Source organism: uncultured Thiothrix sp. (assembly GCF_937876535.1).
GTDB lineage: Bacteria > Pseudomonadota > Gammaproteobacteria > Thiotrichales > Thiotrichaceae > Thiolinea.
This window is the reverse complement of the sequence record NZ_CALFHZ010000020.1, coordinates 434,394-447,103: the sequence shown is the minus strand read 5'-3', so window position 1 is coordinate 447,103 and position 12,710 is coordinate 434,394. Positions and strand designations below refer to the sequence as shown.

Sequence of the window (12,710 nt, the reverse complement as noted above, 5' to 3'; positions counted from 1 at the left end):
TCCTCGGCATCTCCACCAATCCTGCAATTTTTCGCTGTATCGTCATGACACATGAAAAATAATTGCTGGAGCAAAAATGGCTCACTTTGAAGTGCTTCACCTACCTAAATTAGCTAAACACCCTTTGATGCTTTTACTAGCCCTTATCTTAGCACTCGGCTTAGGCTGGTCAGCCTCGGTAGTTAATTTAGCAGTGTCTATGGGTGGCCCAATGGCACTTGGAGGTTTTTTTATAGATTTTTTAGGCGTTGTTGGTGGACTCATTAGCCTAAGCGGCTTATATCTAATTTTAAGAAATTCCTCACTGCTATTTGGAGTTTACCTACTCATTGCTGCCTATCTAGCATTGAGCTTAATCCTCTGGCAGATTTGGGAATATCCGAGTGTAGATGGAGCCTTTTACATGCTTAGAGGTAAAGTAGAGGCTCTAGATTATATGCCACCTGAACCCTCTGCTCATGTCTTAGCCATCCTGCTTAGCTCTATCCTGTTTTATCTGGGGATTGAATACGCCATTTTGCCAACGACATCTATCTTTAAAAGCAGTTGGTGCGGTAAATTAACTATTTGTATTTTAATAGTATTGGTCTTAGGTTTGACCCTTCCCAGCTATTCTTACTTCTCCCCAGAACCAAAACTGGCATACTTAAGTCTACCTTTTCTGTTTGGGGTTTTAGCCCTGACACTACAAGGTTTTAATTCAGTTGCAGTATTATTAGGTATTTTTTCAATCAACTTTACAGCGCTTTTTTTCTTAACTTATCTCGCAAACTGGCTAGCTATTGACTAATTCAATCTGCTAACACCAGCAATTCTTCTGGCGAAAAACTCACAATAACTTGAGCGCCCGCTTTAGGTGGAGCTACCAAAGGCTGATTAAACCCATCTAAAGACAGTACACTCTCTCCCACTTTTACTCGCACCCGAATCACTGAACCTAAGAAATTTACATCCTGCACAATGCCCTGCAATTGCCCCGCTTTCCGTGCAACTTGCCCTAAACTCGCTGCTTCTGGGCGTAGTGCTAAAGCGATTGAATCACCCATTTTAAGCTTGGATAAGCTTCGCCCAAGGCTCAGCTCCGTTCCATTCAGCTTAAAACTGCCCGTCTGTGGATTGGTAACGACTCCTTCTAAAACATTGATCGTACCCACAAATGAAGCGACAAATCTTGTTTTTGGCTGGTTGTAAATTTCAAAAGGTGTACCTAACTGATCCGCTTTGCCCTTGTGCATCACCACAATGCGGTCTGACATGGATAAAGCTTCTTCTTGATCATGCGTCACGAAAATCGTGGTGATTTGGAGTTTACGCTGAATTGAGCGAATCTCTTCGCGCAAAGAAACACGGATTTTTGCATCCAAAGCAGAGAGTGGCTCATCTAATAACAGAAGCTTAGGTTTAACTGCTAAAGCACGTGCTAAAGCCACCCGTTGTTGCTGCCCACCGGACAATTGAAAAGGATAACGCTGCCCTAATTCTTCCAACTTAATCAGTGCTAACATTTCTTGTACGGTGGATTCTATTTCTGCTTTAGATTTACCCGCCACTTTTAGACCAAAGGCTAGGTTCTGCGCCACGGTCATATTAGGAAACAGTGCATAAGCTTGGAACACCATGCCAATATTGCGTTGGTTCGGTTTGAGATTAACCACATCCTTGCCATCAATCCGAATACTACCTGCACTAGGTGTTTCAAAGCCTGCGACCATCCGCAGCACCGTAGTCTTACCGCAACCACTAGGGCCTAAAAAGGAAATAAACTCGCCCTGCTCGACGGCTAGATTGAAGTTTTCAACCACACGATTACCCGCGTAGTCTTTTTGCAAATTGCTAATTTCAAGGAAAGCCATAAGCACTGCTCTTATCTAAATTGTTTGACTTGGGTATGTTGCTGTAAACGGGTGACTAATTGCATCAAGCCCATACATAACCAAGTAATACTAAAAGCGATTACTGCCAAAGCAGCGGGTTCGTAAGCGCGATTCGCACCAATCAACTGCATAAAAGGGCCAAACGCAGGACGATTGAGCAGTGCTGCAAACACAAACTCACCAATCACAATTGCAAAGGTCAAGAACGCACCTGACAAAATCGCTACTAGCACATTCGGCAGAATAATCTTGGCAAGAATTGTGATTTTATTAGCACCCAAGCTCTCCGCCGCTTCCGTTAAAGTGGTGATGTCTAAAGTACGCAAACCCGTATCCACTGCGCGGTACATATAGGGCAAAGCCAGTACCGTATAGCCTGCAACCATTAAAATATCCGTCCCAAAGGCTGATCCGGTTAAAGGTAAAGCGGAGGAGGTGTTATACATACGGATATAGCCAAACACGATGACAATCGCGGGGATAATCAAAGGCAAGAGTGTGATGAACTCCACCACTGGCCGCCAACGCGGTAATTTCAAGCGCACCCAATAAGCAGTGGGTACGACCAAAAGCACACCGACCACAATCGTGAGTAAAGCCATCATGACTGAATACAGGAAAGTAGCTTGAAAGCGTGGATCACCTAAAATAACTCGATAGGCTTCAAGGCTATATTCGCCCCGCTTCATGCGTAGTGAAAATTCAAACGTACCGATCAGTGGTAAAGCGAAATATAAAATCCCGAAGCTGAGAGCGATCCATGCCCAAAACCGATTTGACCGCCAAAAGTTCATGATTTCACCCACTTTTCGCTACGCGCTCGCATCCACAGGTAAATTGTATTGGCAATAATCGTCACCACTATCATGCCAAAGGCTAAGGCATAGCCTAGATGAGGGTCTTGTAGAACATCGCCTCGAATTTGTGCAAATAACACAATCGGCACAATCGATAAGGAACTACCCGTTAAAGCATAAGCGGTTGCTACTGCACCAAAGGCATTTGCAAACAGGAGAGCAAACGTCCCTAATAAAGCAGGCCAAAGAATCGGTAAAGCAACCATCGTCCAATATTGAAAACCATTCGCACCCAAAATCGCGGCAGCCTCACGCCATTCACGCTTCAAGCCATCCAAGGCAGGGGTGATAATCAAAATCATCAGTGGGATTTGGAAAAATAAATAAGTGAGGGTTAGTCCCCAAAAACTTAAGATATTGAAACCGTGCGCGTAGATATTGATCCCAAACCATTCGCGCAATAATACAGTGACTAAACCAAGTCGCCCTAAAGTCGCTAAGAACGCGAAAGCTAAAGGCACACCGGCAAAATTCGAAGCGACCCCCGAAAAAGTCATGATGGGGGAACGTATCCAAGCGGGTAACCCACCCAAAACAATCGCAGCAGCAATCGCAAAACCAATCAAACAACCCAGTAAGGCGGAAGCAACACTAACTTTAATACTGATCCAATAGGAAGCAAGAATCGACGGCTGAAACAGCTTTTGGATATTCGCTAAAGTGAATTCGCCAGCAGGATTTTGGAAAGCACCAATCACAATATTCAGCGTTGGCAGAATCAAAAATAACAAAGCAAAAATTAAAAAAGGTAAAATCCCCAACCAAGCCATCGAACGGCGGGGTTTAGCGATTACGGTAGCGGTGGCATCAACCGGCTCAGAAATAACAGACATAAATTAAGACTCAAGTTAGGCTGTCGAAGGTTAAGTCATTAGACTTAACCTGCATCATGCAATAGCCCCACTAGTTTGAGAGGCCGTACAGCTCAAACTGTCCGCTTATTTTACGTTTGCACCCACCACTGCATCCCATTTAGCCGTTACCACTGCTTTAGAAGCATCTTGGTCTTCAACCGTTGGGAATACCGCTTTTTCATACGCCGCAGCCGGTGGTAGTGCATCTAATAATTCTTTTGGAATCTTCTTCTCTGCAGCCATACTATTGAAACGAATTGGATGGCAGTAACCTTTCAACCAACCCAATTGGCCTTCATCAGAATAGAGATGCTCCATCCACAACTTCGCTGCATTGGGATGCGGAGCATACGCACTAATGCCTTGTACATAGACACCAGCTACCACCCCAGTTTTTGGTACCACGACATCGACCGGCGGGTTACCTTTCAAGGTTTCACGCGCTGACAAACCATTGTAATCCCACATAATAACGATAGGAGTAGCCCCTTGAGCAATCGTCCCGGCCTTACCGATGGTGGGAACAAAATTACCCGCTTTATTCATTTTGGCGAAATAATCTAAACCTGCTTGGCCAATCGCTTCAGCCCCTGTAGCTCCAGCTGATACACCTGCTGCATACACTGCTAAAATTGCTTGGTTGGAAGCGCGAGGGTCACCTGCTAAGGCCACACTATTGGCATATTCAGGTTTTAGTAAATCAGCCCAATCTTCAGGCGCAGTTTTCACTAAATCTTTATTGACCGCAAAAGAAAGCACCCCATAGTAGTCACCATAGAAATAACCTTCTGGGTCTTTTACATTCTCGGGGATCGAATCCCAGTTAGAAACTTTATAGGGTTGTAACAAACCTTCTTTCTTAGCCGCTGGGCCGAAGGAGAAGCCAACATCAATCACATCAGGCGCTTGAGGACCTTTGTTATCCTTATTAGCACGAATGGCTTCAACCTCATCGGCTGAACCTGCATCAGGGTTTAGCTCATTAATTTTTATATCCGGATACTTTTTCTGGAAGCTTTCAATAATCCCACCATAACCGCACCAATCATGCGGCAAAGCGATCGTCGTCAACATCCCCTCTGCTTTAGCTGCTTTTTCAATCGCGGCTAAATCTTCAGCCGATGCTGTGCTAGCAAACAAAGCGCTTGCAATCGCAACAGGCAACAGGGCAACACGTAGATTTGATTTCATCATAGTCAGTCTCTCCCATCATTGAGGTAGTTATGTATATGGAGCTAAATGCTAGCAATGGTTTGTGACAAGCCAATTAATTGAATATACGTCAGAGGTTTAGCACTTGCCAACTGGAAACTGTAGATTTATTTCAAGTGCAAAACTAAAAGCTTAGAAAACTATATGAACTGCTGATAATTTTTGCAAAACGCTCAGCTCCTTGTGAAGACTGCTATACTGCAGGCTTTTCTACTTGGTTAATCAATTTTTATCTTGTGAGCATTCAATCTTCGAAAAATCCTATAGTTAAGCTGACTACTATACTATTTACTTTAAGTTTAGGTTATCTCGGTGCGGGTTTGGCTCAAGTGGTTCATCTGCCTGTTCCGGCCTTATTAGGCAGTGGCATTCTCCTATCCTTAGTGGCTTTTACACGTCTGCCACTCAGCATGCCAACTCTGATGCGGAATATTGGCTTCACTATTTTAGGTTGCTCTATGGGCAGCAGCATAACCCCCGAAATGCTTGCCAAAATCAGCCAATGGCCTTTGAGCCTGCTAGGTTTAGCACTAACCGTTATTGCAATGATGGCTTTAAGCACTTGGGTACTTTCACACTATTTTCAGCAGCCTAAAAATACTGCTTTACTGGCTTCAACTCCGGGCGCTTTATCAACCGTAGTTGCTTTAGCCAGTGATGGCAAAGGTGATTTGGGGACTGTGGTGGTATTTCAAAGTTTGCGCTTAATTTTAGTCATGGCCAGCTTTCCACTGATTATTCATGCGCTCGGTTTACAAGGTAGTATGCCTATTGATGTAAAGCAGCCAGCAGCTTTAGCTTGGCATACTGTGCCGGCTGTTTTGCTGACCGCTTTTGCGACTGCATTGATGCTGGATAAAATCAAACTACCTGCAGCTTATATTCTTTCAGGTTTAATTTTGAGCGGTACAGGACATGTAGGGGGCTGGTTGAGCGGAAATTTACCCAGCAGCTTGGTGACTTTAGGTTTTGTAATTATTGGTTGTGTAGTTGGAACTCGTTTAAAAGGGATGAAATTATCTGAATTACGCTCACTTTCTTTAGCCGCTACCATTAGTGTGATACTTAGCAGCCTCATAGCTGCTGTCGGTGCAGCTATGATGGCTAGTGCCTTAGACTTACCCTTTGGACAAGTTTGGATTGCCTATGCACCTGGTGGCATTGAAGCGATGGCTGCTTTAGCCCTAGCTTTACATTATGATCCGGCATATATCGCTGCTCATCACTTATCACGCATTGTTGCGATTACTTTACTGATGCCCCTTGTTGCACGCTTGCTGATCGAAAAAGGAGAGCCTTTATGAAATCTAACCAAGACTTAGCCAGCTTAGCTCAGGCCTATCGTGACTTTATTGCAGGCTTTAAAACGGTATTGATGGCTAGTACTAGCGCTGCTAACCAGCCTGAAGCTAGTTATGCTCCTTATGTTCAATATAATGGCAATTATTTTATTTTTATCAGTGAATTAGCACTACATACTAAGAATTTACTTCAGACTAAAAACTGCAGCTTACTCTTTATTGAAGATGAAGATAAAACCACCAATCTTTTTGCCCGTAAACGTGTAAGTCTCCAATGCAGTGCTGAACTTGTCCAAAAAGATGCGGACAGCTATGCAATCGCTTTAGCTTTATTTCACGAACGCTTTGGCAAATTTATGCAGCTATTACAAAGCTTACCGGACTTTCATTTATTTTGTTTAAAGCTAGAAGCTGGGAACTATGTGGCTGGCTTTGGTCAAGCTTATACCTTAAGTGGTAATGACTTAAGTGAACTACAACACCGTAATCCTGAAGCTGGCACTGTGCGTCCTAGCTAAGATTTAACCCCATATTAAACACTGCAATGTAACCACGGCGATCTTTCTCAGGCTTGAGTAGAAGTTGCTTACCATTGCCTGATCGATAAATACCATCCTGCTCATTACGGTCAAAGCCTATGGCACGCTCCAGATAAGGTTGTTGTTGATATACTTCTTGGGTTACAGCTTCAGCAAAATACAGCTGTGAAGTCAGTAATTCTGCCTTGCCTGAACGGGTCGGTGTGCGTACTTTAAAATGAATATGTACAGCGCGCCCTGGATACCAACCTGGATAAATAGTGACAAAATTGACCTTACCCGTTTGACTTGTAATTTGATAACCGCGTAAGAATTGTTGTTGAGCATTAGTAGAACCGCTGTCACCTACCCCAGAATAAATCCCCATTGCATCACAATGCCAAATATCGACAATAGCGCCTTGCAAGGCTTGGCACTGCCCATTTTGCACCGCTGTTACTTGCAGTTGTAAATATAAAGGCACTCCCGCACTGGTGCGTCCTGTATAAGGATCAGAGCGAATATCTGAGCGTTCTAACTTAGTATCAAGGAAATACGGCCCTTCGGTTTGCTCAGGTGTCAAAATGCAAGTCGGAGTCATTCGCGCCCACGCACTGCCGGTACTTAAAGCCATACTGCTTGCTGCTAATTTTACTAAAGCTCGGCGACGACTCTGATCAATATCATTCATACTGAATCCCTCCCTAGGACTTGAAATACGAGTTGCTTACTCACCACGACTGCGTTGCTCTAATAATTGTAGTAATTGCAGCTTTTGCTCACGAGTCATAATCATCCAATCACGGATTTCGTCACCACTACGTAAGCACCCCTCACATAAACCGGTTGCATCATTCAACCAACACACACCCATGCAAGGCGATGGCACTGTATTATCCAGTAACGGGCGTGGTGAACTACGGCGGCGCGAACGTCCAGTTTCCATAACAAATCTCTATTAAAATTTTTTAGCAGTTTAAGACAAGTTATTAGGAAAAACGAAAAGCCTCAAATAAAAAAAGCCGCTGGGATTAAGCAGCGGCCTTTTCCTTGGAGCTTGAAGTTTAATGCCCCAAAATCTGACTCAAGAACAGTTTTGAACGCTCATGTTGTGGATGATTAAAGAACTCATCCGGTGTATTCATTTCAATAATCTGTCCTGCATCCATGAAAATCACCGAATCAGCCACCGTTTTAGCGAAACCCATTTCGTGCGTGACGCAGAGCATAGTCATACCGCTTTCCGCCAATTCAATCATGGTATCCAATACTTCCTTAATCATTTCAGGGTCCAGTGCTGAGGTCGGCTCATCAAACAACATAATACGCGGCTTCATGCACAAACTGCGTGCAATCGCCACACGCTGCTGTTGACCACCAGACAATTGACCCGGAAATTTCTTAGCTTGGTGTGGAATTTTGACACGTTCTAAATATTCCATCGCCGTAGCTTCTGCTTCTTTACGTGGAATTTTACGCACCCACATCGGCGCTAAGCAGCAGTTTTCCAATACAGTCAAATGCGGGAATAAATTAAAGTGCTGAAACACCATGCCCACTTCGCGACGAATCTGGTCAATGTTTTTCAAGTCATTATTTAATTCAATGCCATCAACAATAATTTGCCCTGCTTGATGCTCTTCTAAACGATTAATACAGCGAATCATAGTAGACTTACCTGAACCCGAAGGGCCGCAGATAACAATCCGTTGGCCACGTTCAACATCCAGATTTACATTTTTCAATACGTGAAATTCGCCATACCATTTATTGACGTCACGCAGGCTTACCGCAATTTCAGGTTTAGTTTGGGTAGCAGTTTCCATACAAATCCTCAATCTTCTCTAAGCTGTTTAATGAGTGGTTTTTAGACTGCGCTCTACATGTTGGCTATAACGAGACATGCTAAAGCAGAAGATCCAGTAAACCAAAGCGGCGAATAAATAACCTTCAATTGCATAACCTAGCCATTTTGGACTAGCAAATGCGCCTTGAATGGTAGCTAACAGATCAAACAAGCCGATAATTAATACTAACGAGGTATCTTTAAATAAGGAGATGAACGAATTCACGATACCTGGAATAACGATTTTTAAAGCCTGTGGCAGAATAACTTTATACATACCTTGCCAATAAGTTAAACCTAAAGCATTCGCCGCTTCATATTGCCCTTTTGGAATCGCTTGTAAACCACTTCGCACCACCTCCGCTAAATAAGCGGATTGGAATAAGGTAATCCCAACTAAAGCACGTAATAATTTATTAATTTCCATTCCTTCAGGTAAAAACAGCGGTAGCATGACTGAAGACATGAATAACACGGTAATTAAAGGAACACCCCGCCACACTTCAATAAAGACCACACAGATTGCTTTCACAATTGGCATTGAAGAGCGTCGACCTAAAGCCAATAAAATACCCAAAGGAAAAGCTGCGACAATCCCAACAATCGCAATCACTAACGTGAGTAATAAGCCCCCCCAGAAATTAGTTTCTACATGGGGTAAACCGAATGAGTCACCTGAAAGCAATATGAAAGCAATAACTGGGAAGACAATGATGGCAAAGATCTGAATGTACTTTTTAAACGGCACAGCTTTAATCATTAAGCCGGCCAAAGTAACCACTAGAATCGCCCCCACCAGTAAGGTACGCCATACTTCTGACTCAGGATAAAGCCCAACCATGAACAGTTTTAAGTGCACATAGACGAAAACCCAACAAGCACCACCACTAGTGCAATCCTCACGACTAGTACCAATCCAATCAGCTTTAATAAAAGCCCAGTTAATGAAGGGAATTAAAGCTGATAAAATTGCCAGAACGATGACTACAGTGACAATCGTATTGCCAACGCTGGAAAAGAGGTTTTGCCGCATCCACGCCATAGGCCCTTTTATGGTGTTAGGGGGTGGTAAGCTAGGCAAAGTTTCACGCGTAATAAAAGCTTGCATCTTAACGCTCCACCAACGCCATGCGTTTGTTGTACCAGTTCATAAACATTGAAATCGTCAAGCTAATAGCTAAGTAAACCAGCATTGTCATGAAGATAATTTCAACTGCTTGACCAGTTTGATTCAAGGTTGTCCCTGCGAAAACGTTCACTAAATCTGGATAGCCAATCGCTACTCCTAAAGATGTATTTTTAGTCAGGTTTAAGTACTGGCTAGTGAGCTGGGGGATAATTACCCGCATCGCTTGTGGGATAACGACTAACTGCAAAGTACGATTAGGCCGCAAACCTAGAGAAGCCGCAGCCTCTGATTGCCCCTTACTCACAGACTGAATCCCTGAACGTACAATTTCAGCGATAAAAGCCGCAGTATAAATAGAGAGTGCTAATAAGAGTGCCGTTAACTCTGGAATAACGGTTAAACCGCCACGAAAGTTAAAACCACTTAAGGCTGGTACATCCCAATTTAGGGGGCTACCTGTTAAAAAGAAGGTAATTAAGGGTACACCAATAATAACTCCTACAGCAGTCCATAATACTGGGAATTGCTCACCCGTTTTTTCACGACGGGCTTTTGCCCAACGTCCTATAATAAAGGCCAAGACTAATGCTGCAATAAATGCCCAAAATGTCCAAATAAAAGCCGGTTCAAATAAAGGCGATGGAAGGGTTAAGCCTCGCTTATGCAAATAAAATAATTCTGCCAGTGAGATACTGTCTTTAGGTCCAGGTAATAAAGGCAGTATCGCACGATACCAGAATAAAATTTGTAATAAGGGTGGAATATTCCGAATAGTTTCAATAAAAACTAAAGCTATGCGCGAAATTAACCAGTTTTTGGATAAGCGCGCTACACCTACTGAAAAACCTAGCATAGTAGCAAAGATAATGCCTAAACCCGCTACTAATAAGGTATTTAATAAGCCTACTAAGAAAGTACGTCCAAAAGTACTTGCTTCAGTATAAGGAATTAAAGTTTGGGTAATACCAAAACCAGCAGGACGATCTAAGAAGTCGAAACCTGTTTTAATGCCGCGCTTATCAAGATTGTGTAAGGTGTTACTAAATATAAACCACAATAAGAGACCAATACCGATGACTAACAAAATTTGAAAAACGAGCGCACGCTTTTGAGGATCGTTCCAAAAAGAAGGTTTGCTAGGCACGGTAGAGAGAGTCTGTGGTGGTGTTGCAGAGAGGTTTGGATCTGCCATAAGCCAGCCTTTCTATCGAGTTTGCTAAGGTGGTGGACAGTTGAGAGTAAAACCCTCAACTGCCTAAGAACGATAGCTATCTAAATTGAACAGATAGCGATTTTAAGAACTAAGTTCTCGGTTTAACGGAAAGGTGGAGAATATTGAAGACCACCATTTTTCCATAAAGCATTCAAGCCGCGATTGATTTTCAAAGGCGATCCTTGACCAACACTACGTTCAAATGATTCGGAATAATTCCCTACCATTTTAACAATGTTATAAGCCCACTTCTTATCCAATGGTAAGTTAGCATCGCCGCCCTCTTCCATGCCTAAGAAGCGTTTAATGTTAGGATCTGCACTTTTGGTCATTTCATCAGCATTTGCGGAAGTTATACCTAAGTCTTCTGCTTCAACCATTGCATAATAAGACCAGCGCACAATTTTCAACCATTCATCATCACCTTGGCGCACAAAAGGTCCTAAAGGCTCTTTAGAAATAACTTCCGGTAACACTACAGCCCCTTCTGGGTCTTTCAGAGTGATACGATTGGAATAAAGCTGAGATTGGTCAGAGGTTAAAACGTCACAACGACCTTCATCAAAAGCCTTAGTCACCTCGTCTAATTTTTCATAAGTAATTGGCTCAAACTTCATGTTATTAGCACGGAAATAGTCAGCCAAGTTCAACTCAGTCGTAGTACCAGACTGAATACAAACCGAAGCACCATCTAATTCCTTCGCACTTTTCACATTCAAAGACTTCTTAACTAAGAAACCTTGACCATCATAATAGTTAGGTGCAACGAAAGTTAAACCCATCCCCGTATCACGGCTTAGCGTGCCGGTCGAGTTACGTGATAGAAGATCAACTTCCCCAGATTGCAGAGCCGTGAAGCGCTCTTTAGCAGTCAAGGAAGTAAATTTAACTTTATTGGGATCGCCGAAAATAGCTGCAGCGACTGCACGACAAACATCGATATCTAAACCTGACCAGTTACCTTTTTCATCTTGGTTAGCAAAACCTGGAAATGGAGTATTAATACCGCATTTCACAGCATCGTTTTTCTTAACCGCATCTAAAGTAGCGCCCGCATGCGCTGCTGGCATCGCAAAGCTGGCTGATAATAAGCCTGCAACTGCCAATGTTTTTGCAGATTTCATGGATTCTCCTCTTCTCTCAAATGTTGTTATGCACAACGCTTAGTTAAAACCGAGCTTTAAGTTAGCTTAAAGTCGATCACTTAAACCTATCCTAATAAACAGAAAAATACAACTATTCCTTTAAGAGTCAAAAAAAATAAACTCTAATATAAACATAAGCATATAAAAATAAAACTTCAGAAACCGACAAAAAAATATTAGATAATTGACTTATTCATACCAGAAATTGCTTGTCATTTCCCTAAATTGAAGCTCATTGTATTATCTGGCTTTTTATCGAGATTTTACGGATGCCTACCACACCAGAAAGCAAATCCAAACTAGATCGAATTGATAAAAAAATTCTGCGCGAATTGCAAAATGATGGCCGAATTTCTTTTGTCGATTTAGCTGAAAAAGTCGGTTTAAGTACCTCCCCTTGTCTTGAACGCGTACGTCGCTTAGAACGCGCAGGTTACATTAAAGGCTATACAGCCTTACTTTGTCCTGCGCAAATGGACGCTAGCTTGTTAGTGTTTGTCGAAATTAGTTTGAATTACCTCTCAGGTGATATCTTCGAACAATTCCGTGAAGCCGTTCGACAGTGGCCTCAGATCCTTGAATGCCACCTAGTAGCCGGTGATTTTGATTACTTATTAAAAATACGTATCAAAAACATGGCATCCTATCGCACGTTGCTGGGGGATATTTTGCATACCTTACCCGGCATTCGTGACTCACGTACTCTAGTTGCGATGGAAACCGTTTACGAATCTTCACAACTCTACATCGATTAGATTGCC

14 protein-coding genes are annotated in these 12,710 nt (G+C 42.8%); 4 read left to right on the top strand and 10 right to left on the bottom strand.

From position 1 onward, the window contains the following. Positions 1-76 precede the first annotated feature (76 nt). Complete coding sequence (locus Q0230_RS14015; RefSeq protein ID WP_298610786.1) at positions 77-790, top strand: hypothetical protein; 714 nt, start codon at positions 77-79, stop codon at positions 788-790. Position 791: 1 nt separating this feature from the next. Here the strand turns inward: Q0230_RS14015 and Q0230_RS14010 are convergent, their stop codons facing one another. The 4 genes from Q0230_RS14010 to Q0230_RS13995 form a co-directional block, all read right to left on the bottom strand. Continuing rightward, positions 792-1,853 (bottom strand): ABC transporter ATP-binding protein, encoded by a 1,062-nt coding sequence (locus Q0230_RS14010; protein WP_298610785.1) that lies wholly within the window; start codon positions 1,851-1,853, stop codon positions 792-794. An 11-nt stretch (positions 1,854-1,864) separates the two neighbouring features. Next, complete coding sequence (locus tag Q0230_RS14005; RefSeq protein WP_298610784.1) at positions 1,865-2,668, bottom strand: ABC transporter permease; 804 nt, start codon at positions 2,666-2,668, stop codon at positions 1,865-1,867. Then, positions 2,665-3,564 (bottom strand): ABC transporter permease subunit, encoded by a 900-nt coding sequence (locus Q0230_RS14000; protein WP_298610783.1) that lies wholly within the window; start codon positions 3,562-3,564, stop codon positions 2,665-2,667. Before Q0230_RS14000 ends, Q0230_RS14005 begins: the two co-directional genes overlap by 4 nt. A gap of 105 nt (positions 3,565-3,669) precedes the next feature. Continuing rightward, complete coding sequence (locus tag Q0230_RS13995) at positions 3,670-4,779, bottom strand: ABC transporter substrate-binding protein (protein ID WP_298610782.1); 1,110 nt, start codon at positions 4,777-4,779, stop codon at positions 3,670-3,672. Positions 4,780-5,033: 254 nt separating this feature from the next. On the opposite strand from Q0230_RS13995, the gene Q0230_RS13990 reads away from it, so the two are divergent. Continuing rightward, entirely contained in the window at positions 5,034-6,101 is a 1,068-nt protein-coding gene (locus Q0230_RS13990; protein ID WP_298610781.1) for an AbrB family transcriptional regulator, read from the top strand. Further along, positions 6,098-6,616 carry a HugZ family protein gene (locus Q0230_RS13985; RefSeq protein ID WP_298610780.1) on the top strand — a complete coding sequence of 173 codons (519 nt, stop codon included), beginning with the start codon at positions 6,098-6,100 and terminating at the stop codon, positions 6,614-6,616. Before Q0230_RS13990 ends, Q0230_RS13985 begins: the two co-directional genes overlap by 4 nt. On the opposite strand, the gene Q0230_RS13980 is transcribed toward Q0230_RS13985, so the two are convergent. From Q0230_RS13980 to Q0230_RS13955, 6 genes are all read right to left on the bottom strand, one after another. Beyond that, positions 6,609-7,307, bottom strand: coding sequence for an intradiol ring-cleavage dioxygenase (locus tag Q0230_RS13980; protein WP_298610779.1), 699 nt, complete (start codon positions 7,305-7,307; stop codon positions 6,609-6,611). The genes Q0230_RS13985 and Q0230_RS13980 overlap by 8 nt on opposite strands. Before the next feature lie 36 nt (positions 7,308-7,343). Beyond that, a complete protein-coding gene (locus tag Q0230_RS13975; protein WP_298610778.1) occupies positions 7,344-7,562 on the bottom strand; it encodes a DUF1289 domain-containing protein in 219 nt (72 codons plus the stop codon). 118 nt (positions 7,563-7,680) lie between these two features. After that, positions 7,681-8,442 (bottom strand): amino acid ABC transporter ATP-binding protein, encoded by a 762-nt coding sequence (locus tag Q0230_RS13970; protein WP_298610777.1) that lies wholly within the window; start codon positions 8,440-8,442, stop codon positions 7,681-7,683. Between the two features lie 27 nt (positions 8,443-8,469). Continuing rightward, a complete protein-coding gene (locus tag Q0230_RS13965) occupies positions 8,470-9,570 on the bottom strand; it encodes an amino acid ABC transporter permease (RefSeq protein WP_298610776.1) in 1,101 nt (366 codons plus the stop codon). A gap of 1 nt (position 9,571) precedes the next feature. After that, a complete protein-coding gene (locus Q0230_RS13960; RefSeq protein WP_298610775.1) occupies positions 9,572-10,783 on the bottom strand; it encodes an amino acid ABC transporter permease in 1,212 nt (403 codons plus the stop codon). Between the two features lie 122 nt (positions 10,784-10,905). Continuing rightward, complete coding sequence (locus Q0230_RS13955; protein ID WP_298610774.1) at positions 10,906-11,928, bottom strand: amino acid ABC transporter substrate-binding protein; 1,023 nt, start codon at positions 11,926-11,928, stop codon at positions 10,906-10,908. 290 nt (positions 11,929-12,218) lie between these two features. Between Q0230_RS13955 and Q0230_RS13950 the strand changes: the two genes are divergently transcribed. After that, the gene (locus Q0230_RS13950; protein ID WP_298610773.1) at positions 12,219-12,704 is read left to right on the top strand and encodes an Lrp/AsnC ligand binding domain-containing protein; all 486 of its coding nucleotides are present in this window, start codon (positions 12,219-12,221) and stop codon (positions 12,702-12,704) included. Positions 12,705-12,710: the final 6 nt, after the last annotated feature.